Annotated in this window: 20 protein-coding genes; 9 read left to right on the forward strand and 11 right to left on the reverse strand. The window is 39.4% G+C overall.

The genetic code is table 11. The features are described from left to right. Position 1 precedes the first annotated feature (1 nt). The 4 genes from Q4575_RS03185 (at position 2) to Q4575_RS03200 (ending at position 4,138) form a co-directional block, all read left to right on the forward strand. Entirely contained in the window at positions 2-1,030 is a 1,029-nt protein-coding gene (locus tag Q4575_RS03185; protein ID WP_215962139.1) for a hypothetical protein, read from the forward strand. Then, complete coding sequence (locus Q4575_RS03190) at positions 1,027-1,926, forward strand: DapH/DapD/GlmU-related protein (protein WP_303521303.1); 900 nt, start codon at positions 1,027-1,029, stop codon at positions 1,924-1,926. Before Q4575_RS03185 ends, Q4575_RS03190 begins: the two co-directional genes overlap by 4 nt. Beyond that, positions 1,916-2,953, forward strand: a complete 1,038-nt coding sequence (pseI, locus tag Q4575_RS03195; RefSeq protein ID WP_303521304.1) for a pseudaminic acid synthase — start codon at positions 1,916-1,918, stop codon at positions 2,951-2,953. The genes Q4575_RS03190 and pseI overlap by 11 nt, the downstream gene beginning before the upstream one ends. 204 nt (positions 2,954-3,157) lie before the next feature. Next, positions 3,158-4,138 carry a sulfotransferase family 2 domain-containing protein gene (locus Q4575_RS03200; protein WP_303521305.1) on the forward strand — a complete coding sequence of 327 codons (981 nt, stop codon included), beginning with the start codon at positions 3,158-3,160 and terminating at the stop codon, positions 4,136-4,138. A 55-nt stretch (positions 4,139-4,193) separates the two neighbouring features. Here Q4575_RS03200 and Q4575_RS03205 read toward each other — a convergent pair whose 3' ends face one another. Continuing rightward, positions 4,194-5,492, reverse strand: a complete 1,299-nt coding sequence (locus Q4575_RS03205) for a DUF4910 domain-containing protein (protein WP_303521306.1) — start codon at positions 5,490-5,492, stop codon at positions 4,194-4,196. A gap of 2 nt (positions 5,493-5,494) precedes the next feature. Beyond that, positions 5,495-6,250, reverse strand: coding sequence for a phosphosulfolactate synthase (locus tag Q4575_RS03210; protein ID WP_303521308.1), 756 nt, complete (start codon positions 6,248-6,250; stop codon positions 5,495-5,497). A 605-nt stretch (positions 6,251-6,855) separates the two neighbouring features. On the opposite strand from Q4575_RS03210, the gene Q4575_RS03215 reads away from it, so the two are divergent. From Q4575_RS03215 to Q4575_RS03235, 5 genes are read left to right on the forward strand one after another with little or no spacing between them, the layout of a single operon-like run. Then, positions 6,856-8,547, forward strand: coding sequence for an L-aspartate oxidase (locus tag Q4575_RS03215; RefSeq protein WP_303521309.1), 1,692 nt, complete (start codon positions 6,856-6,858; stop codon positions 8,545-8,547). Then, positions 8,540-8,899, forward strand: a complete 360-nt coding sequence (locus tag Q4575_RS03220; protein ID WP_215962146.1) for a 2Fe-2S iron-sulfur cluster-binding protein — start codon at positions 8,540-8,542, stop codon at positions 8,897-8,899. Before Q4575_RS03215 ends, Q4575_RS03220 begins: the two co-directional genes overlap by 8 nt. 1 nt (position 8,900) lies before the next feature. Further along, positions 8,901-10,376, forward strand: coding sequence for an argininosuccinate lyase (locus tag Q4575_RS03225; protein ID WP_303521310.1), 1,476 nt, complete (start codon positions 8,901-8,903; stop codon positions 10,374-10,376). Between the two features lie 4 nt (positions 10,377-10,380). Then, entirely contained in the window at positions 10,381-11,784 is a 1,404-nt protein-coding gene (locus tag Q4575_RS03230; RefSeq protein WP_303521311.1) for a class I adenylate-forming enzyme family protein, read from the forward strand. Positions 11,785-11,808: 24 nt separating this feature from the next. Beyond that, the gene (locus tag Q4575_RS03235) at positions 11,809-12,048 is read left to right on the forward strand and encodes an acyl carrier protein (RefSeq protein ID WP_215962149.1); all 240 of its coding nucleotides are present in this window, start codon (positions 11,809-11,811) and stop codon (positions 12,046-12,048) included. Positions 12,049-12,131: 83 nt separating this feature from the next. Here the strand turns inward: Q4575_RS03235 and Q4575_RS03240 are convergent, their stop codons facing one another. The 9 genes from Q4575_RS03240 to flgL all read right to left on the reverse strand — a co-directional run bounded on the left by Q4575_RS03240 (position 12,132) and on the right by flgL (position 25,057). Then, positions 12,132-12,926 (reverse strand): AAC(3) family N-acetyltransferase, encoded by a 795-nt coding sequence (locus Q4575_RS03240; RefSeq protein ID WP_303521312.1) that lies wholly within the window; start codon positions 12,924-12,926, stop codon positions 12,132-12,134. A gap of 1 nt (position 12,927) precedes the next feature. After that, positions 12,928-14,940 carry a 6-hydroxymethylpterin diphosphokinase MptE-like protein gene (locus Q4575_RS03245; RefSeq protein WP_215962151.1) on the reverse strand — a complete coding sequence of 671 codons (2,013 nt, stop codon included), beginning with the start codon at positions 14,938-14,940 and terminating at the stop codon, positions 12,928-12,930. A 238-nt stretch (positions 14,941-15,178) separates the two neighbouring features. Next, positions 15,179-15,868 (reverse strand): phosphoadenylyl-sulfate reductase, encoded by a 690-nt coding sequence (locus Q4575_RS03250; protein ID WP_303521313.1) that lies wholly within the window; start codon positions 15,866-15,868, stop codon positions 15,179-15,181. Between the two features lie 31 nt (positions 15,869-15,899). After that, a complete protein-coding gene (gene fliD / locus Q4575_RS03255; protein WP_215962153.1) occupies positions 15,900-17,630 on the reverse strand; it encodes a flagellar filament capping protein FliD in 1,731 nt (576 codons plus the stop codon). A gap of 102 nt (positions 17,631-17,732) precedes the next feature. Continuing rightward, positions 17,733-18,182: a flagellar protein FlaG gene (locus Q4575_RS03260; RefSeq protein ID WP_272179959.1), complete on the reverse strand. Its 450-nt coding sequence runs from the start codon at positions 18,180-18,182 to the stop codon at positions 17,733-17,735. A gap of 82 nt (positions 18,183-18,264) precedes the next feature. After that, positions 18,265-20,010, reverse strand: coding sequence for a flagellin (locus tag Q4575_RS03265; RefSeq protein ID WP_215962155.1), 1,746 nt, complete (start codon positions 20,008-20,010; stop codon positions 18,265-18,267). 239 nt (positions 20,011-20,249) lie between these two features. After that, on the reverse strand, positions 20,250-22,007 hold the full coding sequence (locus Q4575_RS03270) for a flagellin (RefSeq protein WP_215962156.1): 1,758 nt from the start codon (positions 22,005-22,007) through the stop codon (positions 20,250-20,252). 289 nt (positions 22,008-22,296) lie between these two features. Next, positions 22,297-22,908 carry a 3'-5' exonuclease gene (locus tag Q4575_RS03275; protein ID WP_215962157.1) on the reverse strand — a complete coding sequence of 204 codons (612 nt, stop codon included), beginning with the start codon at positions 22,906-22,908 and terminating at the stop codon, positions 22,297-22,299. A gap of 325 nt (positions 22,909-23,233) precedes the next feature. Then, on the reverse strand, positions 23,234-25,057 hold the full coding sequence (gene flgL, locus Q4575_RS03280) for a flagellar hook-associated protein FlgL (RefSeq protein WP_303521315.1): 1,824 nt from the start codon (positions 25,055-25,057) through the stop codon (positions 23,234-23,236). Between the last annotated feature and the right edge of the window lie 4 nt (positions 25,058-25,061).

Here is a 25,061-nt window from a genome sequence, read left to right on the forward strand (position 1 = left end):
ATTGGCTAACAAACATGTCTTATTTAGGTTTGACGTTGGCGGTAACGTTGGTGCCGGTCACTTTGTCCGTTGTCAACTTATTGCTAGGCAACTAGTCAACTCAGGTATTACTTGCTTAGCGGTGATCAGTGCTGATTCAGAAATTCCAAACATTAATGAAAGATCAGCATTTACTAAAACGTTAACATTAGCAAGCCCTGACGATGGCAAAGAGCTAACTGAGATTTGTCATGCATTACAGATTACGACTCTCTTTATTGATCACTATCATTGTGACTATGATTACCAAAAGAAGTTATTAGAAGCCGACGTAAAATGGGGCCAATTTGACTATTTTTGTTCCGGCCATTATCTAGGACAGTTTGTCGTAAATATTAATCCTAGCCGCACTGCTGAAGATTATAGGCATTGTATTTTAGGGCAAAAGACCGAAATATTATGCGGACTTGATTATGTGGTTATCCGCGAACAGTTTTGTCAGTTACCCCACAGCGACTTACCTTCTCGAGACAACTCTCACGGCGCGACGGTTTTTGTTAGCTTTGGTGCCGGCACAACGGCCCCATTTGTCCTAGATTTATTGCAAACGATGCAAAAATCAAAAGCGGTAAAACAAATTCATTTTTTGACGACCTCACTCAATAGCCAGCTGCCAAAATTAAAACAGATCATTGACGATAAAAAGTGTCAAATTTGGGTTGACCATAGTGATGTCGCAACACTTTTAGGTGAGTGTCATTATGGCGTCATCAGTTGCGGAACAATGAGTTACGAATTGGCAAAATTAGGTGTGCCTTTTACCGCTGGCTATTTAGCCGATAATCAAAAAGTTTTACTTACTGGATGGCAACAAAGCGGATTAATTGATAGCGTAGGATTTTGGCCAGATGTCGATTTAAAACAACTGCTTTTTGATTTACAAAAAAATCTGGCGAATATCGAATTATTAACAAAACGAAGTCAAAAGCTACGTTTGGCTGTTGACGGCTTAGGTGCTCAACGAATTGCGGAAAAACTAATTTCAATATGACTTTTAATATTGCAGCTGTCTTGCCTGAGTTTGAAACTCAATTAATTGGCGACATCGGCCTACTCAAAAATGTAAAACAAACGGCATTTGCCTGGAGCAATACCCCGTTTTCTATCGCTTTGGCAACCGGTCCAAAATACTTTAAACAAGCTCTAGCAAACCCAAATATAATTGCCATCATAACAACCCAGATATTTTCTGAAGAAACGCATAATAAAACGGTGATTAAAACGGCCAATGCCGATGAGTTATTCCATGTGATCCATAATCGTTTTCCACCTGTGATAAACAATACAAAAGCTTATATCGGCGAAAACTGCAAGATATCACCCCAAGCGACGATTGAAGACAATGTCCGGATTGGTAACAATTGCCATATCGAAGCCGGCGCCTATATTGGCAGTAATACGGTGATAGAAGATGATTGTTACATCGGGCCAAATGCCACGATTGGCACGCAAGCACTGTTAAGTAAAAAAATTAATGGACAGAACCGCCATATTGAACATTTAGGTGGTGTACTGATAAAAACAGGCTGTGCCGTTCATGCCAGTAGTAACATTTCAAAAGCGGTTTACAGCAATCATGTGACACATATCGGCGCTCACTGCCAATTGGGTATCCAAGTGAATGTATCCCATGACGCCTATCTTGCAGATAACTGTATATTAAGTGGCAACGTTTCAATTACTGGCCGCGCAAAACTAGCGGAAAATGTGTGGGTTGGGACGGGGTCAACAATATCAAACTGGGTCGTGGTAGGCGCAAATGCACTTATTCGCGCTGGCAGTGTCGTGATACAGGATGTTGGTGAAAACCAAGATGTTTCCGGTAACTTTGCAAGTCCACATGTTAAACGACTAAAACAACACATCGAGCAAACTCATGCTAAATAAATCGATTAATGTCAACGGTAGGGAAATTAATGAGCAGGCTTCGCCGTATATCATTGCGGAAATATCCGGCAATCATAAAGGCGATAAAGAGCGAATGTTCCACTTGATGCGCGAAGCTGCTAAAGCCGGTTTTGACGCAGTCAAAATCCAAGTATTTAACGCCGATGATATGACGTTAGATAAACACGACGATGAATTTGTTATCTCATCTGGCCTTTGGCAAGGACGTTCTCTATATGATGTCTATCAAGAAGCAGCGACTCCAGAAAGCTGGTTTGACGAATTATTTGCCGTTGCCCGTGAAGAAAACATAACCCTCTTCCCATCTATTTTTTCAGAACGTGGCCTTGCCTTGATGGAGCAGTATCATTGCCCGATCTACAAAATTGCGTCTTTTGAAGCAATGGATATCCCGCTGATTGAAAAAGTTGTTGCCACCGGAAAACCCGTCATTATTTCAACCGGGATCATTGACGACAATCAAATAGACGATCTTTTTACACACATTCCTAATGCCAAAGAACTTATTTTATTGCATTGCATTAGTAACTACCCAGCTCCGGTAGAGAGCTTTAATTTGTCTACAATGACCGACATTAAACATCGATTTAACTGCTTAACGGGATTGTCTGACCACAGTGTCGGCAATACGGCGGCTGTTGTCGCGACTGCTCTCGGTGCAGTCGCTATCGAAAAACACATCACGGTTGATCAAAATGATGGGGCCATCGATTCTGAATTCTCGCTACCGATTGCCAAATTTAAACGCTTTATACAAGATATTCGAGATAGTCATGACAGTTTAGGGCAAGTTGATTATTCTAGTACTTCACCTAGGAAGAACTATCGTTCCCTTTATGTAGTATCTAATATGAAAAAGGGCGATACGATTACCTACGACAATGTAAAAAGTATACGACCCGGTCATGGTTTAGCGCCCAAACATTTAGATGAAGTTATAGGCCAACCTGTTAATCAAGCGATTCAGCGCGGTACACCTTTAGATTGGTCGCATATCAAAAGCTAACATAAAGCCCGGTATGATTTGTGCTTAACTTAATCTACTGCAGTTGCTTTATTTGCATGATGAATCAGAGCGACTCTAATAACAATTACGTTCCCGCTATCAAATAAGCACTAGCGGCGTTTATCAATAATTGCAAACGATAATCAAATAAATAAAACCGAGTTTAAGTTCAAACTTGGTTCGACAGAAAATTAAGGATGTTCCATGCCATTTCAAACCGAATTGCAGGATTTAGTAAAACAAGTCAACCCTGAGCTCAATTTCTATAGCAGTTTGATGAACGTCAATCGTGATTCAATCAAACCGATATTTCTTTATCATGTACCTAAAACTGGTGGCTTAAGTTTTCAAACGGCAATTGAGTGGGCGCGCTTAAACCTTATAACCGCACTTAAACTTAAAGGCATCGATAATCCGTTACCCCTTGTTGCTCGCACTGCAAACCCTGATGAACTTAAAAATTTAAATCATAATTTTTTCTATTTACTCAGTACCCATTTACCTTATGGCTCACATTTTTTGCCCAAAACGAGCGACTTTGAATTAATGTGCATTTTCAGAGATCCAATAGATAGAATCAGCTCGGCATTCAGCTACCAATGTATGCGCCAAAATATTATTCCTACGCAGGAAAATTTCATCAAGTTTTTCCGTAATCCAGAAAACATAAACCGGTTCTGCAAACAATTACACCCGAATGCGATTAACGAAGAAGTTGAAGATAGTAAGGCGGTGATAAAAAATCTAGATGAAAACTTCTCTACGGTAGTGACCTTAGATACATTACATGATGCCATAGAATACTATTTATCTTTGTTTAACTTACCGAATGTTTTGCAAAAAAGAACGAACCGAACATTAAAGCAATTCAAAATCGATACGACGCAATTTACAGACGAAATTAATGAACTGAACGAAGAAGATTTGCTCCTTTATCAAGATGTTAAAAGTAATAGCAAAATTCCGGAATTAAAAGACCAAGAAAGTAACGCCATCAACAATATAACTTCAATTATATTTGAGCAACAATCTACAAAAAAGGTGGCAACTCGAGGCATACCGATTGAAACAAAAGGATTTCAAAAGAAGATGCAAAAGATAGTTAATAATTCATTAACGCCATTCGATTTGATGTTAATGAATTTTCCACAAATTATTGGTGAACAGGAAGGCATTAATAAATAGAAAATACATAACTTGATATGTAGCGTGACAGCAGGTTGTATCCTGCTGCTGCGCTTTATTCATACGAAAGTAAATCTACGGCTTTTAGTTTTTCAACATAACCATATAATTCTGCAAATGGTACATTTATGATTTCTGCTATGTCCAACAAGCTGAGTTTGCCGTCACAATAAGAGATCATGTTCATCATATTTCGAACCGTCGCAACTGAGCCTTTAACACTCATGTTTGGATAAAGCCCGCGTTTTCCTAATTGCGGCTCGCCTAACACTAACATTTTTGGCGTACCGTTTAGCTCTAGTATTTGCAACGACTTGATAACTGCATCAGCGCCACCCGCTAACCCTTGTGGAGAAATAAAATCTAAGTTATCCAAAGATGTATGATATTGAGGATAAGCGCCATATTTACTGCGCATTATTGTTGCAATCGGTAGGTCGACACCGGGAGCACAATATTGTCGTTCATCACTGCCCCGTTGAAGCCATGTATATTGTTTGTAGTCCGGTGCAATGTGATGCATGACATGTTTCACGATACGGTCAGACAAGGTGTCTCCGGCGCGGGATGGCAAATAGGAATAAGCATTGTCATCACCAATGCAAGTTAGATTGAACCCAGCAAAAACGTGTTGCTGCAAATGTGCAAGGTGCTGACTTAAATACGTAATCGAGCCGATTGTTTCTGGTATAAAAACAATTCGATAGGTGTATTTTAAGCTTTTTTGTTGCATTAGCCATTGGCACACTGCGGCTGTAACTGTCGGCCCTGACAACTCATTATTTGCCATAGACGGGTGACAAACATAAGTAGATATAAACACCTCTTCGGATGACTCACCGGGAATAACGAGCTCACCATAATTCAGTACGCCGGGTCCTAGTTCTGAGTCAACCACAACTTGATAATGACCTGGAGCAAGCAACTCCCTTTGGTTATGAGCTAAACAAAATCCCCAACGTTTGGAATAATAACTGGTCACATATGGAATCGCATCGGGTTGCTCCGGTAGAGAATACAAATGTGGTTGTAATTGTTCTAACGTTAACGTTTCGTTTGTCGGAATTGAATAACCAACGACATGAAGGTTGTTATCTTTAAAATCAACAACCTTTTGGCCATCAGGACCCAAAATATAGGCATCTTTAATTTGCCACTCATCTGGTACCGTCCAGTCAAATACCTGCGTGCCAGATGGCACAGCATGTATTGTCAAACCTGGCAGCAAATCTTGCAAATAAGTTAGTGTTTGTCGGGTACCCGGGCCGGTAATACTTCGACAAATCGGAAATAAGTCTTGGCACCATTTATAAATTTTTTGCCCTAGCGCATCAATGTCGGCACCTGACAACATAATTACTTCCCGCCGTGAAAGACTTCTAACGTGTCGGCTCTGAGACCTAACCGCAATGTTTCCAGCGAAATAACGTCTTCAAGCGCAATATTTCCCATATTCACATTTGCGCCATATTGCTTTAATAACCAGACTTGTTGTGATTTTTGCGGTGCTTCAAAAATAAGATCGGCAAGCGTAAGCCCAGACTCAAAAATATCATCAACCAAGCCCATTCTAATTTCGCCATCACCTCGGTAAAGTCCGCTAGTGCCACTTTCTCGGCCTTCCAAAATAACTAAGGATGCGCCGGCTGCACGTTCATTTTTAATCTGCCTTACCCATTTACTTGGTGACATTATGACGGTTTCGTCTTTACTTCCCACTTCAGAATAAACGGTAAAGTCTTTAGCTAACTTTTCGATTATTGCGCCCTTTTCCTTTTCAGGAATTTCAATTGCACCGTCTGAAATTTCAATAATTTTCAAGCCTTGGTCTTTAACGTAGGCAATAAATTCGTCTATCTTATTTGTCATATAAGCATATTCAAATAAAGTTCCACCTAAGCAAATTTCAACGTCGTAGCTTCGATATAACGCTAACTTTTCAGCTAAATTTTGAGTCACTAGGCTAGTTCCCCAGCCGAGTTTAACGACATCAACAAACTGGCTTCCTGTATCTAAAATACCTTTGATATGTTCTAAACCATATCCTTTATCAAGTAAATTGGTACGGCCAATCGGTCTTGGTTTTGCTTGTCTAAATTCTATAAGACTCATAATGCCTCTCTCATTCGTTTGCCCTAACTAGGGTGTTTCCTTGAAACAATGGTTTAAACTATCTTATTTGCCAAAATAACAAAATTTATTCATTTTTAACTTGTTACGCTACGGGACAACTTAGTTATCAGTGAAGAAAGCAATTATCGCACCTACTTTTCTTAATCTTCTCTAAATGTAATTTTTGGTACGGTAAGTGCTACACCTATTTCAATTAATATACTAAATCGATATGTGGTCTTCGTTATAAATCAACGAGTATGCCATTAGGTTTCTACACCAGTTGTTTATAACAATGAACCATATTTAGTTTACCGAGTTCACCTTGGTATTATAAACTTAGTTTTACGCCAATTATGAAGTTTAATCATTTAGTATCAGATAGTTAAATTAAAAAATAGTACTATACGTTAGATTAAAACATTCAACTGCGTAATTTGACTATAAAATGTGTCAACTAAAACTCAGTAATTTAATTAATTAGTAAAGCCCCAGTAAACATATAAACTATTGTATAAAAAGATGATAAACCAACTAATGGCAATTAACTCGTTAAATCTTTAGCTTTATCGATAAGTTAATAAAGATAAGTCAACAGGCGTTAAATGGATAAGAAACAGCAAGTCATGCAGCAACGAGCTAAAGCATACGATGTTATAATCGTTGGGGCTGGATTGTCTGGACTCGCAGCCGCTGTGACCTCTAGCGAACAGGGGCTAAGTACGTTAGTTATTTCTAAAATTCCCTCTCTACATAGTCACTCGGTCAGTGCGCGTGGCGGTATGAATGCCGCTATTGAAGAACCTAATTCTGAGCAACATAAATTAGATACAATAAAAAGTGGTAAACACTTAAGCACCCCAAAACAAGTGGACTTTTTATGCACCGAAGCCCCCAAAGTAATTAAATGGATGGAGCAGCTTGGGGTTAAGTTTGACCAGCAGGACAACCATTACCGTTTAAAAACATTTTCCGGCAATAGCTTGCCTAGGGCTTGTTATTCAAAAGGCCGCACCGGTTTAAATTGTGTCAAGGCATTACTGGCCCAGGCGAAAAAAAATGGTGTCGAATTTAACGAACACTTTTATGTTGCTGATTTAGTTGTTGATAATAATAAAATCATTGGTGTGGAAGGTATAGATAGACGAACAACTGAAAGCCAAATTGTAGTTTCTCCGCAAGTTGTTTTAGCTACCGGTGGTGGTTTAAATTTTTACCAGTTATCGAGTAACGCGACATCAAGCACTGCCGACGGTCTTGCCATGGCTTTAAGAGTTGGTGCGCAATTGCATAATATGGAGTTTGTACAATACCACCCACTCGGCCTAGCCCACAATGGTATTCAATTTCCGGAACCCGTAATCAACGCAGGTGCTCAACTTTTTAATTCAAACAACGAGCGGTTTATGCTCACTATTGATAAACAAAACGCTGAGCAAGTTAGTCGAGATGTACTTTCAATTGAAATTGAGAAGCAACGACAAAACGGACAGAAAGTTTATATCGACTTCAGTCATGTGCCAGAGGAACAAAAGTCAACTTGTGCAGAAGCTGAACTCATAGCTAAAACCTATACGAGTCTTGCATTATATAAGGATAGATTTGAAATCGCGCCATCGGCGCATTATCTAATTGGTGGTATTTTGGTTAATGAAAACTGCCAAGTAATGACGTCAAACGCTGTAATTGAAGGGCTCTATGCGGTAGGTGAATGTGCTTCAGCTGGTGTTCATGGCGCAAATAGGTTAGGTGGAAACTCATTAGTTGAAACTCTTGTTTTTGGTCGTCATGCGGCAACGCAACTAAAAAAAATTGATTTGGAAAACAATGTCTCTGCGCCTAATAACAGCTCAATTTCAGAAGTAATTAGTCGGTTATTAATGAACAATTATCAGACCGCTTGTTCAGTTTCTAGTATGTCGCTTAAGCTTAAAGTGGGAATGTTCAATAATGTGGGCGTCATTCGGGATCAGACCTCATTGCGAACGCAACTGGCTCAACTAAACGAATGGTTTGAACAACTTAGTTTAATTGGCGTAAAATCACAGTCAAAACTTTACAATGACGAAGTTGTTGAATATTTTGAATTGAAAAACATGCTACTTGTCGCTAAATCAATATGTATCAGTGCGCTACATAGAGAAGAGTCACGTGGCGCGCATTATCGTCTAGACTTCCCGACAACCTTAGCTGAAAACAAGGCAGTTCATAGTTTACTGCGCTTAAAACACAACCAGCTTTATTTAACACATAAATCAGTCGCGACAGAGAAAAATATTGAGGTTGTTAATGGCTAAAGTGAAGCTAAATTTATTTAGGCTTGATCTATTTAAAGCGGCTGATGGATATTTTGAGACAGTCACGGTCTCCTATTCTCCAAATGAAACCTTGTTAGAAGTTTTACAGCGATTTAGAGATCAACAGGATCCGAGTTTTGGTTACGACAAAAATTGTCGCTTAGGCCTGTGTTTAAGTTGCCGTATGAAAATAAATGGCCGCCCCGGTTTGGCTTGCCAAACTAATGTCCATGCACTTGTAGAAAAGTCAGGTCAATTGATCCAACTTGAGCCCATAAAATTAGAACATGCGGTTAAAGATTTGATAGTAGACGCCGATTTAGCCAGCTCGTTAAAAGAGAATAAACGTTAATATGAAAAAAGAATTTTTAGGTGCGAACTCACGCTTTAAAACACCGCCTAGTGAAAGTTTAATAAATGGTGCATTTGCATACGAATTAGAAGCAAGTAAGTATCTATATCAAGGCTTAAGTTTTGCTGACCTAGCCCACGTCGCCGCCCTAAAAAAAGGAGGCATAATCACAGATGCAGTATATTCAGAATTGGTCACGAAACTCGTCGAATTTCACCATGTAAAATTAGAGCAATTAGATTTTGACCCCTACATAGGAGATGTTTATAACAATCGAGACGAAATTTTAAAACAACACATTGGCGATTTAGCAGGTTATATACACATTGGTCGAGCTCGTAGAGAAGCAAGCACCATAAGCTGGCAGTTGTGTTGTCGTGAAAAAATAACCGGCCTGATTAAGCAAGTTGTAAACCTAATTTCAAGTTTCGAAACTGTTTGCAAGTCTCATAAATCCACCTATATGTCAGACTTCACTTATTTGCAACATGCACAACCAACGACATTAGAGCATTACTTATTAACCTTTGTCATGCCGTTAACCCGTGACTTAGAACGTTTAAAAACGGCACTACAATTTGTCAATAAAAGTCCAGCCGGTTCAGGCAGTGTTAATGGTTCCCAACTTAATATTGACCGTGAGTATTTAGCAGATCTACTCGGCTTCGATGGGTTAGTTGAACACACTCGTGACGCGATGTGGGCACCGGATATGGTGCTTGATATTATGACCCCTGTCATCAGTATCATGACCACGCTCGATAGGCTTTCAGAAGAGTTTATTATTTGGGGAAGTAAGGAATTTGATTACATTGATTTTTCAGATCAAACGTCCCGCACTAGTGTGATCATGCCACAAAAGAAAAATCCATACGGCCTAGCCTACATTAGAGGGCAAGCTCGATCATTAACTGGCGTATTTATGTCATTGATCAACACTAATCAAACAATAAGTGGCCAACCAGACAACCGTATTTTTGCCTATTACGAAGTGCCACGAGCGCTTGATTATGTGATTACTTGTGTTGACCTGTTTAACGACGTATTAACACAATCGACGTTTAATAAAAAACAGCTTAACGCGGCTGCTGGCGAAGGTTTTACCTACAGCACAGATATTTGTGACATGTTGATCATGGAAACCAACCTAGACAATAGAAGTGTACACAAAATTGTTGGATTGGCAGTTAGGCAATGTATTGATAACCACACTTCTGAGTTAACTTTAGATGATATATATCAAGCGGCACAAAAATTAGATATTAGTTTGCCCAAAATTAATCCTGACAAATTTGCCCAAAATATAGACCCGCAAAGTATTGTAAATAATCGCCAAGGAATAGGCAGTGCAAACCCAGAGGCGATACAAACAATGTATATCAACATTAACTCTGCGATACAAAAGACGGTAGGTTATGTCGATTCGTTACAATTGGAATCATTCGAGCAATCATTTTTTACTAAGTTGGCTAAATAATAGAATGTTAAATCTGTACTCTGAAATCAGTAACTCTTCCCCGGAACATTTAGCAATCATCGGGGAAGATAAGCAACTCACTTACGAACAGTTGCATAATCAAATTGCTTCGTTAGCATGTAAACTGGTATCCGATGGCGTTACCCAGGGGAACCGAGTTGGCATCCATTCCGTTTCTAATGTCAATTTATTGATATCCTATTATGCTTGCATGGCGGTAGGTGCGGTACCCGTCCCTTTTCCATTTAAAGATGAAGAACGTATCGCTGGGGCGCTGGAAACGGCAAACATTCAATATCAAATTGATCCAACAATAGATATCGAAACACTGCCAAAACAAGAAAACTTAGATCTAGCCTATTACTCCGAAGCCATCGTCATCTTCACTTCGGGAACCACGTCATCAAAACTCAAAGGTGTGCGCTTAAGTCATGAAGGCATTTCTTCGATTTGCCAATTTATGAATGACGAAATGGAAGTTGATGCCAATATTGTTGAGTGTGTCTATGCTGCAATTGATCATGCCTATGGCTTTGGCCGATGTCATAGTGTGTTTAAAGTAGGCGGCACCGTTGTTTTACCCAAAGCAATTAAAGGGTTTGTGAACTTATTTAGTTTATTACACAAACATCAATGTAATGCGTTAGCAATCGCCCCTTCTATGCTGTCGTCAATACTGCAAGTGGCCCACGAGCACTTAAATGAACTGAGTCATCAGATTAAATGGATCCAAACCGGTGCGATGAAATTTGATCCTTTCTTTCGGGAAAATTTAATTAAAAGCCTGCCAACGACAAGAATATTTTTACACTATGGGCTATCTGAAGCGATGCGAGTAACATTTTTTGAACTCAATCGTCACTTAGATAAATCCCATACAGAGGGCAAGCCATCTAGGGGTTGTGAATTACAAATATTAAATGAGAACAATCAACCATTAGGCAATAATTGCCAAGGAACGATTGCTATCAGGGGAACAAATTTGTGTTTAGGCTATTTAGATGACGCGTTATGGCAAAGTAATTTGGTAGATGGTTGGTATAAAACGTCCGATCAGGGCTTCATAGATGACGCGGGTTATCTCGTATTTGGTGGCCGCGCTGACGATGTCATTAACTGCAACGGTGCCTTAGTACACCCTGATGAAATTGAGTCAAAGCTGGTTAATTTAATCAAAACCAATGCGTTCTCTGTAGTCGGGATACCAGACCCTAAAAAGCTAAAAGACTCAATAGCGGTAGTTTGTATAGAGGGAAAATCCACCTTGTCCATGAGGGATATTGTTGACCATTTGAAATCGACAGATGCGGCTTTGATACCCAACCAATTAGTTCATATCGAGTCGTTACCTAGGACTAGGTCTGGTAAAATAAATCGGAATGAACTGACAAAAATTATAAGTCTATAAATCGAAAGCCCTTCGGAATAAAATATGAATATAAAACAAAAAGTTACAGATATAATTTTACAACAAAATAGCGACGCCCATATTGAGTCGGAAGCAGACTATCAGTTAACCTTTGCACAAATAGGACTAGATTCGTTAGATTCTATGACCGTTATCTTAAAGGTAAATAAAGAATTTAAAATCGAAATTTCTGACGATAAAATGGAAGAGTTAAATACGATTAATTCACTAATTGTAGAAATAGAAAAACAAACCGCAGTCTAAAACTTATCAGAATATTGAGTGAACCAGGACTAAACACTCTGGTTCACTGGATTCTATACTGGATGCAATTTAGCCCATAAAAATCAGTTTTGATATGGTCGCTTTGTCGGTGGGGTTTGTAGCCAACTGTATATATCCTGTGACATCAGTTCCGTAGTCGATTGATAAAAAGACTTCATGTTAAACGCCCAACACGTACCCTTACCCATCGAGACTTGATGCAATTTGTGCTGCTGCTTAAAATGTTCAAATATTTTAATATTTTTATCACGAACAATGTCGCAATCTAAATAAGTGACTAAATGATAAAAGGGTTCAACACTTACCCGGCCATCTCGAATAACCTGATGCATAAACTCTTTGTTATATCGGTAAGGCACCCCCATCTCCAACTCGCACTGATGCACTAAACTGACGATTTGTCGCGGTTCGATTCCAACACTTATAAATAAGGCATCAAGCTCAAGCATTCTCGAAAATGGTGTATGCCCGCCATAGCTGTGTCGTGAATTATGTCCACAAATATATTCGGCCTTGGCACCTATTGCCGTGCGAGAAAAAAACGGATGAAAAGAACGCACGGAACCCTCTAATAAACGAACGTATTCACTAAAAGGCCCCATTTCACTTTTGGTTAACGCTAAGTCAAAAATTTGATCAGTATTACAAATAGAAGCGCTGTGGGTAGGCACAACTATAGTTCCCTGTTCGCCTAATATTTGCCAAAGCGCCTGTAAGTGACGCTCAAACAATTCCACCTTAGACACATCAAGCGACACACCTAAGCGACCAAAGTTGCCAGTTAAATAAACAACATGTCCAGCCTTTACGCCACAAGCTTGATAACTCGTAACCAAATCATTAACACTGTATGGCAAACTATTTTCTCTCTTCCATAAATTCACTTTCAAAAATGTATTTCATTTCTTGCAGATATTCATGAAGTAAAGCAAGTCCTTCTTTACCAAATTCTGTTCTCAGTTCAGGGCTTTTAAGCGTAAATAAAAATCCTAATATGGCAATTTGTATATAGGTCAATGACCCAGTCGCCATACGCATACCAAAGATCTCTTCACTGCCATCGTGCGACATCAAATGCATGTAATTTCGATTCATTATTTCAATAATGTTTTTAGGCGTTAGCTCCATTTCTAAAAACCGTTCATCGGTAAAAAAGTCTATCATGTCACATAAAACTGTACCGCGCTTTTGTAATGACCGACTAAGCGTGTCGTACTTTACGGTACTTTTAAATTTCATGTTTTTAACCAAGGAAACAAACTTATTTTTATCAAATTCATAACCAAAATTAATGTCGTCAATTTGTAACGGCTCAGCACCAATGATCTTCGCCCCGTCTGAACAGTTAAAACAATCGCCGCGACTTGTTTTACGCCGTAAAGCGTATTCCATACTGGTTCTGGCCCAATCAAATACATGATTTACAAACACCGTACCGCCAAAATTAGCCTCTGCAGTTTTTTTCGAATTAAAACGCTTGTGGTTTACTTTATCTTTTAGCTCATTGTAATACGCACTGTCTTTTGAGTGATGCTGATTCGGATCTTTGTATCCCAAATCAACCCCAAACAAATAAACTTCTTTTGCGTCTAAATAGTTACAAACCGCTACCGCACTATTGGTAACTGTTGGGTTAGAGCCAAATAGATGGGCAATATTATTTTTGGGATGTGTTACTCGAATAAGGTCAGTGCCGCCATCGTTTGGTTTCAAATACAATAAAGTTTGACCAAATTTTTCAACCACTGTCGACATTACATTTTGCATTGCAATCAGTGTAATTTTAGAAAAATATTCAGGATCATCGATCGTGTCTAAAAATTCTTTAACACCTTTTGTTCGCTCTACTTCAATATGAAAATCTGGCACGATGCCAGCTTTATGAAATACTTTTAATGCTGTACCACAGGAAACAACTACCGCTTTTTCTTGGTTGTTTTTAATAAAATCAATTGCATCATCAATGGATGGCCCTGAACCACAAACAAATACTCTAGGTCTTAGCTCTTCATTAACTTTAAGGTTTTCTGGTAAAAAATCAGGCTTTAATTTAACGTTTGCTAATGTATTGCGAACTGACAATATTTCATCTTCAAAAAAGCCAAAACCACCATAAATAGCGACAACATTTTTAAAGAAGTTTTTCATCACTTCATCAGACTCTTCACTTGCGTAATGCTGATAAACCGGAAGGCAGCCTGCTTTAAACAAACCGAACTTGTGGAAAAGCTTCTGAAATCCTTCAAGATATTTTTCGAAAGGAACCCCAACTAAAATAGTAATACTTTTGTTTGCCTCAGTGAACTTACCTACAAGCCACTCCCAATCTGTCGTAAACATAGAGGCATAAAACATATCTTCATTAGGCTCATAAATGTATAAATGACCAATATCTTGTTCAGCCAAATATTCCAAGTGATACCCTAGCCCAACGCCAACTACAGAGAAAAATGGATAATAGTTTAATGGGTCGTAACGAAGTTTATATTCGTTTCCCATTTTAACGTACTTCTGGGCAATTTCTGCGAGTTTATTCAAATACAAAGGGTGTAAAAAACCCATCGGATGGCGTCGCATTCTGTCATTTGCATCTAACGGTGAAATTCGATAAACACTGCGAGTCGGTTTAGACAAAAACAATTTCGCCTGATCTATACTGGTCTTTTTAGGATCATCTTGATAAATAAAATTACCGTTACCAGCTATATTTAAATTGCCTTTAGGATCTAGTTCCAATCCATAATTTTGCGCTTGATAGTCTTTGAAACGCTTAAACAAGTGGGGGAACTGTGTACGAAAAAACGCTAAATTTTTATTGAATGTGAGTTGTAATACACTTCTTAGCATTTCTACATTTTGATTGTCTGACATTGTAAACTCGATAATGTTGTTCTAAACATATGCATTGACCAAACTCCGCAGAATAAGATTCAATAAACATATTCGCTAAATATGGACTTGCCCTACATAAACATATTTTTGTAACACATTCAAAGTATTGACGGCAAAAATCCTAATACATTGAATGTAGCAAGGAATATTCCATAGGCAACGGAAAAATTAAATAAAATGAAAATAAGAAAAGTAGGATGCTTAAATGGGACAAAAACTAGGCGTGTAGGCCGCATTCACGTTTAAAACCCATAAAGCGAGTATCACTTGGATCATCAACCTCATGCAACGATTGAGTCGTAACAGTATCACCAACCGAAAGATAGCCTTCAGCTTCTAGCGGATGTCGGGGCAAATGATTTTTAACCATATACTCATGCACCATTTTGTCAGTCCAATCTAACATTGGATGGATTTTTGCTGTATTGAAACGCTCTACAGCAAATAACATGTTTTGCCTTTCTTGCGATTGCTGTCGTCTTACACCACTTAACCAAATAGTGGGCTTAGTTTTCGCTAATGCTTGCTGCAACGGTTGCAGTTTCGTTAACGAGTTAAATTGTTCAATACCTGTAGCACCATTTAACCAAAGCTGGCCGTATTTATTTTCTATGGTTTTAGGACTGAGTTTGGGTTTGATTTCAACGACATTTAAATCTAATTCAGATTTGAGGTATTTGGCGTAGGTGAGTGTTTCTTTAAAAAGGTAACCTGTATTCACAAAAAAAACAGGGGTTGATGGCCTGACGACTGACATCAGATGAAGTAAAACGGCTGATTGTAACCCAAAACTGGAAGACTGGATAATAGTATCAGCTGGCCCAAGAGTATCTAAACAAAACTCAATCCGTTGGTGAATATCAAGCTTAGGGAAATGTTCGTTGACTGTTTTAAGCAATGTCGACATAGGGCCTCCAACTTATGGCAATCGCTAAATGTTAGTTATTGGACTTATTTAACGAGGACAATTGCTCAGTTAAATAATCACCTGTAGATTGCAGTTGCGCAACTTGTAAGTCCATTGCTAAAAATTGCGAATACAATCTGGCTTCATAAGCCGTCATTTTAATTTCGTGTTTTTCTTTGTCTTCATCCAGTCGCGTTATATTGTCATTAAACGTATCGATTTTCTGATCAACTACTCCGCCGGTATTCTCATATTCACCAACTCGGTTGTAAAGGGTCGTCGCGACCCCATCATCTCCAGTAAACAAGGCGCTAAAATAGTCAAAGTTTGTCTCAATTTGATTATCCAACTCTTCCGCGTCTATTTCTAAAGTGCCATCTTTGGTCGTTGTAATCCCAAGAACAGACAAACTTAATGAAACTCCAGGCGCTACTTCGACCGCATCACCGATAGAACGTCTAAATTGACTTAACATAGTTCTAAGCGAAGACTCCGACACTAAGATACCAACTTGTAAGGCGTCTTCTTCATCGGATTCTTCATCCTGTTCAATACTAGTTAAAGCATTTACTGTTTGAATCATCACATTATAATCAGCAACAAATTTCTCAACTTTCTCTTTTGTGCCGTCAGTATCAAGGGTTACAACAACAGTGTCTGACTCACCAGGTTCGTGAACTTCGGTTGCAACAATACTTGTTCCTAATACGGCATTTTCAATGGTATTAGACGAACTTGTTACCGTAATACTGCCATCAATAGTAATTTTTGCATCTACTGCTTCATTCACAACAGAATAATTTCCTGTGAAATAATCATGAGCTAACTTACTTAGTCCAAGTGCGTCAGTATCGTCACCATCATCGTCGCTTACTATCGCTATACTCGCCTTATTGTCCGGGTAATCATTTTGCGACTCTAAAACAAGCTTAAATCCACCACTTCCATTATCCTCAAGGGTCGCCGATAAATTTAAGCCAGCTGAGTTGATATTCGCGACAATGGTTTCTATCGTGTCGGTATCGGTAATGGCGATATCTAAATCGGTTAAGCCGTCAGAAACCGTAATAGATCCATTAGAACCTAGTACTTCTGCTGCGCTAAAATCTTCCGCCAAAACGGTTTTTGAAGTATCAAATGCTAACCTTGATAGACCGGAATCATCATGTAAATTACCATCGTCATCAGTGACTTCTATCTTTAATACTTGATCTTCACCTGTTTCAGACGCCGCTAATACAAGGTATTGACCATCATCACCATTAACAATGTTTGCCACAACGTGGCCATCGTTAACCGTATTTTCGTTAATTGCGTTTTTGATGTCATCTAAGGTATCTTCAGCGCCGACGGTTAGGCTAAATGAACCGCTTCCTACTGAAATATTAAGATTACCAGCACCGATAAATTGACCATCAGTAAATGCCTGAGTGGCGACTTTATGTGCTTCGGCCAACTGATCCACGGATACATCAAACGAACCTGGTGAGGCAGCACTACCTGCTGAAACTGAAAATACAGTAGCTTCACTGGTCGCATTTCTTTGGGAAAAGGTAGTTGGCAGTTTAAGATCGAATAACGAATCTTCAAGTGTCGCTAACGCACTTTTAAGCTGCCCCATTGCAGTAATTTTATTTGAATTAGTTTGTAACGTGTAATCATAGTTTTCGTCAAAAGGTGTTCTTTCGGCGGCAACAAGCTCTGTCACGATACTGTTTACGTCTAGACCTGAGCCTATACCTGTAGATGTGATTGTTGCCATGATTTACCTCAATACTTGACTGTTATAAAAACTAAGTACGCTACTCTATACAAGTGTAGTGCAAAAACCTAACGACCTAAACATCGTTATCAATCGTTCTGCCTAAACATCTTCGTTAAACAAAATGCCAGTGGTTTTGCCTAAACTTTTAATTAGGTCTAACACTTCTTGGGATGGAATTTGTCTAATGACATCACCTGATAGTGAATCTTTGACCGTAATCACATTCCTATTGGCTTCATCGTCTACAGAAAATTCGATTGAACGATTTAGTGACTCAACAAAACTTTGCAAAGACTGAGCCATATTGGTCATTTGTTCCTTTGACAAATCTGATTCAACCGTTTCGGCTGTTTCCTGTTGAGTATTTTGATCATTTTGATCATGCCCAATTTGCTGCTTAGTATAGACGTCAGTTTGAGGAGCCGCACCTGAATTCTTATCAACAGCCACAATGAGTTCATTCTCATCCGTGTTATTCAATACATCTGGCACATTACTTTTTGTAACTGCCGATGTCTCAGTGTGGCCGATAGGATTTAGAGTATTCATGTCAAATCTCCGATTTTAAAAACGAAAAAAGCAAAAGGGTTTTGACACGCCTTTTGCTTTCCATTGTGTCTAGCTTGAAATATTACCCAAGTAAACTTAGCGCCGACTGCGGCAGCTGGTTTGCCTGTGCAAGTATTGAAGTACTTGCCTGTTGCAATATTTGGTTCTTCGTCAACTGCGCTGTCTCAGTAGCAAAGTCCGTATCACGAATTCGTGAACGTGCTGCCGATGAGTTTTCTACAACGTTAGTTAAGTTACTAATTGTTGATGTTAGACGATTTTGAATCGCACCTAAACCTGCACGTTGACTGTCGATGTAGCTTAATGCACCGTCAATGATATCAACCGCTTTTTGAGCACCAATCGCTGTACCGATATTAATATCGTCAACAGTATTTTTCTCAGACAAAGTTGCTGTATTCGCAGTACCTTGCAAGATATGCGCATTCTCATTCATTGCAGTTGTAGTATCAACAAATTTCATTTTGAAATCGTCATTTGATTTCATATTTACCACACCAACAAACTCTGCATATACGGCGTTTGTCTGAGTGAAACCAGTTTCAGTTGTACCACGTGATATCAACCAACCCTGTGCGATAACGTCTTTATCGTTTTCAACATCACCTTCATATGTGTAGGTATTTGCACGGATAGCCGCCAAACTTGCTAGGTCGCCAGAAACTTGCATGTTCTCAATACGGATATTGTCGCCACGTTCACTCGTTAGAACAACACGTCCATCACCAGTAAGTGAGGCTGAAATACCAGTCTCAGAAGCTGCTTCGTTAATTGCGTTAACAACTGAACTAAGTTCTTCTGTTTTTTCCAAAGTGAATTTAACACCTACGCCTTCGTCTTGATTTTGCCCTTTAAGGTCAAATGTGAAGGTTACGCCGTCTAACTCATTTGTACTTGTATTTAAGAAGATACCTGTATCTGTAGAACCGTGCCAGAAGTCTAACGTAACTGTGTTACGTGCGTCGGCATCAACACCAGTTTTAGTTGCAACTGATTGGATTGCACGCTGAGTTTCATATGCGCTACCAAACTCGTCTAAAAGTACAGCGTTTGCACTTCCTAAGTACCCTTTGATACCTAGCTCAACAGTTTCACCTGAGTTAGCTAAAGATTTGTACGGGTCGGTAACAGCTTGAGAAGTAGTGCCATAAAAACCAACTGAGAAATTACCTAAACCAGCACCTGCACTTAATGTTGTAGCTGTATTAGCAAAGGCCGATAAACTACCAGAACTCACTGCTGATTTTGTTGCAATAGTATGATTCGAGTTGTACGCACCTAATTCATAAGATTCATTACCCATGTCTTCTGAGTAAAATGAACCTACGCTAACCGCAATGGTTTCAAATGAACGAGCGCCAACTTGGAATTGCTCTGTACCGAATGTACCGTCAAGTAATTTACGGTCACCGAATGTAGTAGAACTAGCGATACGGTCTAACTCTCGTTGTAACTGAACCACTTCTTCTTGAAGAGCAGAACGGTCACCGTCAGAATATGTACCATTGGCTGCCTGAACAGACAAGTCACGCATACGATGTAAGATGTTTGTGCTTTCTTGTAACGCACCTTCAGCGGTTTGCGCCATTGAAATACCATCGTTTGCATTACGAGTCGCCACATTCAAACCATTTATTTGCGATGTTAAACGGTTTGAAATCTGCATGCCCGCAGCATCATCTTTCGCGCTATTAATACGCAAACCTGATGACAAACGTTGCATAGATGTTTGTAAACTTTCACCTGATTTACTCAAGTTTCTTTGAGCATTCAACGAAGTTGGGTTTGTTTGAACGGTTAAAGCCATGATAATTCCCCTTCCGGTTTATCTTTTTTAAGCTAATTTTTAAGCCTGTTACCTTCTATTTCGGAAGGTTCTACGAATTCTTTAGTAAAAATTTAAAGTTTTTTTTATTTCTTTAAATTTCTCTATCAAGGTATTTATCGACGGCTAATTAGAAAACTTAATAAAAAAACTCAAAAAAAAACTCTCCAAGGGCCTTGGAGAGTTTAAAATGAGGGATAAACAAGGGGTTAGGGCAAAAGTTAACCACCCAGTAGTGATAGAGCAGACTGCGGTAACTGATTAGCCTGGGCTAAAATAGACGTACCGGCTTGTTGCAATATCTGATTTTTTGTCAGTTGCGCAGTTTCTACAGCGAAGTCCGCATCTCGAATTCGACTTCTAGAGCCACTGGCATTTTCAATAACATTTGTTAAATTCGAAATAGTACTGGTTAATCGGTTTTGTACCGCACCTAAACCTGCACGTTGACTATCTATGTGTGACAAAGCACCGTCAATAATATCGATTGCTAATTGCGCACCGATGGCAGTACTGATATTAATGTCGTCAACCGTTTCTTTATTAGAAATTGACGTCGTACCTGCGGTACCTTGTAATATCATCGCATTGTCATTCATCGCAGTAGTCGTATCGACAAGACTCATTTTGAAATCATCATTGGAGCTCATTCGAACGACACCAACAAATTCCGCATAAACCGAGTTTGTATCAGTAAATACAGACTGTCCATTACCAGCACTGACTAACCAACCCTGAGAAATTGCGTCTTTATCATCCGAAACTTCACCTTCGTATGTATAGGTCGTCGCTCTGATAGCAGCTTGACTTGCCAAGTTACCTGAAACTTGCAGGTTTTCCATGCGAATATTGTCGCCACGCTCACTCGTTAGAACAAGTCGCCCGTCACCTGTTAATGAAGCGGAAATACCCGTTTCACCAGCGGCTTCATTTATAGCGTTAACTGCTGTAGATAAATCTTCAGTATTTTCAATCGAAAATTTAATACGTGCCGGATCATCATCCATCCCAGAGTTTAAACCTTTTAGGTCAAACTGGAAGGTGACAGCGTCTAGCTCATTAGTATTGGTATTCATAAAAATACCAGTGTCTGACGAGCCTTGCCAGAAATCCAACGCTACAGTGGTTCTTGCATCTGCATCAACCCCTGTCTCAGTTGTAATCGCCTGAACAGAACGTTGTACATTGTAGGCACTACCAAACTCATCTAGTAATACCGCGGTCGCGCTACCTAATGAACCTTTAACACCTAGTTCAACTGTAAGACCAGAATTTGCTAGTGCATTAAACGGATTAGAAACAGCACCCGATGTATTCGAATAAAAACCTACCGAGAAGTTACCTAAACCGGCACCTAAACTCAACGCAGACGCCGAATTGGTAAAGTTTGATAAGTTGCCAGAACTAGTCGCCGCTTTACTGCCTACCGAATGATTTGAATTATACGCACCGAGTTCATAAGACTCACTACCCAAATCTTCCGCATAGAACGAACCAACGCTTACCGCGATGGTTTGGAAAGCTTTTGCGCCTACCTGGAACTGTTCTGTACCAAATGTACCGTCAAGCAACTTACGATCACCAAACGTTGTGGTTTCCGCAATTCGGTCTAGTTCTCGTTGCAACTGTGTCACTTCTTCTTGAAGTGCCGCCCGGTCGCCGTCAGAATAGGTACCATTGGCTGCCTGTATCGACAGATCTCGCATACGATGCAAGATGTTTGTACTTTCTTGTAATGCACCTTCCGCTGTTTGCGCCATAGAAATACCATCATTAGCATTTCGTGTCGCAACGTTAAGGCCATTAATTTGCGAAGTTAATCGGTTTGATATTTGCATACCAGCCGCATCGTCCTTCGCACTATTGATTCGTAATCCCGACGAGAGTCGTTGCATAGATGTTTGCAACATTTCTGTCGAGTTATTTAAATTCCGTTGCCCATTAATCGAGGCAACGTTTGTGTTAATAAACATACCCATTATGTTATCTCCTCAATGACAAAATTTTGCCGTTACACATAGTGAGCAACATGCGTGCCAAAGTTAAAAAACAAAAATGAAGTCGATTTATTTATACTCAAGTCTAATATATTTCGATTTGAATAATAAGTTTTATTCTTTATATAACAGTAACTTAATTTAAAATTAAGAAAATAAACAACAGAGATCTTTATAGGTTTAGTGTGAGCTGGCTTTAACTAGCAGATTATTGACGTCTGAGAAAGTAATGGCAATCAGTTGCCGTTTAATTTGTGTTAGGGGAAAACTATTAACAATTTTCGACGGGATCTAACAAGTTGATGCTAATCAGATTTTCTTTGACCAGGCGATCTACAGTGGCCACAATACTATTTACGTCGTGTAATGCGTCATGAACATGACCTTTGAGTTGTATGCCTATTTGTTTATGTAACAAACCACTGCATACTTGAAAGTTATATTTCTCTATTTTACGCAGCGGCACACTTAAATCGATGTGTTCAAGTAACTTCGGCGCTAATCGAATTCCATTTAGCTCAGCATTTTCTGCTAGGACCTTTTGATCATTACCCCAACTTGCCAGTTTAACGTCATCGCCCTGGCAAAATTTGTTAAAATCATAAATCGCCGCCGGAAAACTGACGCCTTTTTGATCGATCAATGTTTGAGTTATTCCAGTTAGGTCAATCACGTATTGACTTAAGGTTGGATTTATAATTGGCTTTATATGTCTAGAAAAGGACTCTAAAATTTGACATCCCGTGTCGCAAACTTCAATTTTAAGTGCCGCCAGCTGGATAAGTTCTCTATGCTCCCAAGGTTCTGACCAACGTCTTGCCATTGAGCCTTCCCATGCGGTGAACTCAGTGTCGTAGATTACAAATAACAAATGAATATCCATTACCAATTCTGATGAAATTACAGATTAATAATGCCAATAATTTATAATTTGGCAAGGATTGAATTGGGACTAAAACGATTAGGTAATGAAAGTAGTCGATACTAAAAAATATTGGTAAAAATATGAGAGATATAAATGATTAAAAGGACAGAAACAAACAAACTGAGACTTGATGGCTTTGCCGACATGATTCTAATTCGTTTAGCGTTTTCGTAGCGCATTCGTTAAGCTTATTAGAAGTAGAATTAGATTTGAAGGCAACGTAATGAGGGATGAAACGTCATGTTAACGAGAATTAAATGATTCATTAACATGACATTATACGTTAAAGGTAATTAAATAAACTTAGGTTTTGAATTTTAACAAAGGATTGTTGAGCTGCTTGTAGTGCAACTTTCGACGTTTCTAAATTGTTTACCGCTTCGTAAATATCCACTTCTTCTAGCGTCGCCAATGTTGAAATCGTAATCGATTGGAAATTTAATTGGGCTTGTTCCATATTATCGACAATATTCAGACGAGAGCCAATTTCAGAACGAGTATTACCGGTAGTTACAAGTCCTTGATCCAACTCATGTAATAACATACCTAACACCTCTACTCGGCGCGAGTTTTCTGGCCGAGCGACTTCAAACGTATCTCCTACTGCTGGAGTACCTGTGACTTCATATTCGATACCCGCAACAACAATTGCTTCACCTGGGGTGAATTCCGTATCAAAACTTTGACCTTCAGGTTGCGGTTTAATTCGTTTTGTAACTGGATCAATTTCATCCATTCTAACACTATCTGCAACCCCATCGCCGATAGTATCGATAAAAGATATCCTAAAATCACCAATGACATTATCTTCAGGATACAAAACAATGCCCCCCGACAGTATTCCGGTACCAGTGTTTGCCGGTATTACCATCGAACCTGAAGTTCCCGGAGTGTATAAAGGATGATCCGGTGGTAACAGATCACCAGGAGGGGTGTTTAAATCTACAGAATTGAGAGCTTCATCATTAGCTGTTGCTACAAATCGCGAGCCATTAATTGTCATGCTATTGGATGCTTGAGACATAACCCACTGCGTGTTTTTTGTTGGTTCACCAAAAGTAAAACTTGTGCCAACAGCTGGTAATGCGGCGGCTGGATCAGATGGGAACTTACGCCCTCCCCACTCGATGGTATCTCCCATTACAAATGGTACTGGACCAGCCACAACCTTGTTTCTATCTAAATCAACAATTTCATACTCGCCTGCAGCAGTAAAATTAACTTCAAAGTTTGATAACTCAGAATCTCGCTGTGGTGACAGGTCTATAGTTTCGCCCGCGACTGGAGGATTTGAGCCATTAGTTTGAAACGTGATCCCTTGAACGGTTATTTCGTCTCCAGGCAAATAACCCGTCACCGAATCTAAGACTTGATTCGCAGGGTCTAGGCCTAGGTCTATTATATCGTAGCCATCACCCGTTGCATTAAACTGAATTTGATAGGTTGTTTCTGGAAATGCTGGCGACCTGAAAGCCGAAGGGTTGGTAACTGTCCCCGTGGATAATTTGTCTGAACTTGGCGTAAAATAACCATAATCTGACGTTAAATTATCCACAAATGCGTTGCCTGTTGCATTTGCATCTACGTAAGTATTCGGGGCGATAAGCAAATCTCTTATCCCTTCATCCCCTTGGTATTGAGCAAAACCAAATTGATCGATTTCATAGGCAGGTGAAGTTGTCTGGTACCCAGAAAATATGTAATCCCCTGCTGAATTTGTTGCATTTACTTGCCCCATAAATTCACTAACCCTAGCGCCAATTTCATTGCCTAAAGCCTGCAAGGCAGCAGAATCATAAGCTCCGTTTATGGCTTGGGTTAACAATTCTTGAGAACGGTACAAAGTATTAGTCATGGAATCTAACTGAGTCTCAGAAACACTATTGTAGCGACGAGCACTATCTTGCGATGCTAAATATCTATCGCTGACCTGGATCTCTTTTTTCAGTCTTATTACCGTATTTGCCCCTGTTGGATCATCCGACGGATTAATGATCTTCTTACCCGTGGATAATTCTAACTGAGCTCTATCAAGGTTTGCTTGACGCGTTTGCAACTGAGCAACGTTTCGTTGGAAATAATTTGCTGTTGCTATTCTAGTGGCCATAAAT

The organism is Psychrosphaera sp. 1_MG-2023, from assembly GCF_030548245.1.
GTDB lineage: Bacteria > Pseudomonadota > Gammaproteobacteria > Enterobacterales > Alteromonadaceae > Psychrosphaera > Psychrosphaera algicola.

Excerpts from the sequence above, each read along its gene's own strand:
- Q4575_RS03265 (WP_215962155.1), bottom strand. The coding sequence starts at position 20,010 with ATGGCTTTAACCGTTCAAACAAACCCAACTTCGTTGAATGCTCAAAGA.
- Q4575_RS03225 (WP_303521310.1), top strand. The coding sequence starts at position 8,901 with ATGAAAAAAGAATTTTTAGGTGCGAACTCACGCTTTAAAACACCGCCT.
- Q4575_RS03230 (WP_303521311.1), top strand. The coding sequence starts at position 10,381 with ATGTTAAATCTGTACTCTGAAATCAGTAACTCTTCCCCGGAACATTTA.
- Q4575_RS03270 (WP_215962156.1), bottom strand. The coding sequence starts at position 22,007 with ATGGGTATGTTTATTAACACAAACGTTGCCTCGATTAATGGGCAACGG.
- pseI (WP_303521304.1), top strand. The coding sequence starts at position 1,916 with ATGCTAAATAAATCGATTAATGTCAACGGTAGGGAAATTAATGAGCAG.
- Q4575_RS03205 (WP_303521306.1), bottom strand. The coding sequence starts at position 5,492 with ATGTTGTCAGGTGCCGACATTGATGCGCTAGGGCAAAAAATTTATAAA.
- Q4575_RS03275 (WP_215962157.1), bottom strand. The coding sequence starts at position 22,908 with ATGGATATTCATTTGTTATTTGTAATCTACGACACTGAGTTCACCGCA.
- Q4575_RS03260 (WP_272179959.1), bottom strand. The coding sequence starts at position 18,182 with ATGAATACTCTAAATCCTATCGGCCACACTGAGACATCGGCAGTTACA.
- Q4575_RS03200 (WP_303521305.1), top strand. The coding sequence starts at position 3,158 with ATGCCATTTCAAACCGAATTGCAGGATTTAGTAAAACAAGTCAACCCT.
- fliD (WP_215962153.1), bottom strand. The coding sequence starts at position 17,630 with ATGGCAACAATCACATCTACAGGTATAGGCTCAGGTCTAGACGTAAAC.
- Q4575_RS03235 (WP_215962149.1), top strand. The coding sequence starts at position 11,809 with ATGAATATAAAACAAAAAGTTACAGATATAATTTTACAACAAAATAGC.
- Q4575_RS03215 (WP_303521309.1), top strand. The coding sequence starts at position 6,856 with ATGGATAAGAAACAGCAAGTCATGCAGCAACGAGCTAAAGCATACGAT.
- Q4575_RS03210 (WP_303521308.1), bottom strand. The coding sequence starts at position 6,250 with ATGAGTCTTATAGAATTTAGACAAGCAAAACCAAGACCGATTGGCCGT.
- flgL (WP_303521315.1), bottom strand. The coding sequence starts at position 25,057 with ATGGCCACTAGAATAGCAACAGCAAATTATTTCCAACGAAACGTTGCT.
- Q4575_RS03245 (WP_215962151.1), bottom strand. The coding sequence starts at position 14,940 with ATGTCAGACAATCAAAATGTAGAAATGCTAAGAAGTGTATTACAACTC.
- Q4575_RS03190 (WP_303521303.1), top strand. The coding sequence starts at position 1,027 with ATGACTTTTAATATTGCAGCTGTCTTGCCTGAGTTTGAAACTCAATTA.
- Q4575_RS03220 (WP_215962146.1), top strand. The coding sequence starts at position 8,540 with ATGGCTAAAGTGAAGCTAAATTTATTTAGGCTTGATCTATTTAAAGCG.
- Q4575_RS03250 (WP_303521313.1), bottom strand. The coding sequence starts at position 15,868 with ATGTCGACATTGCTTAAAACAGTCAACGAACATTTCCCTAAGCTTGAT.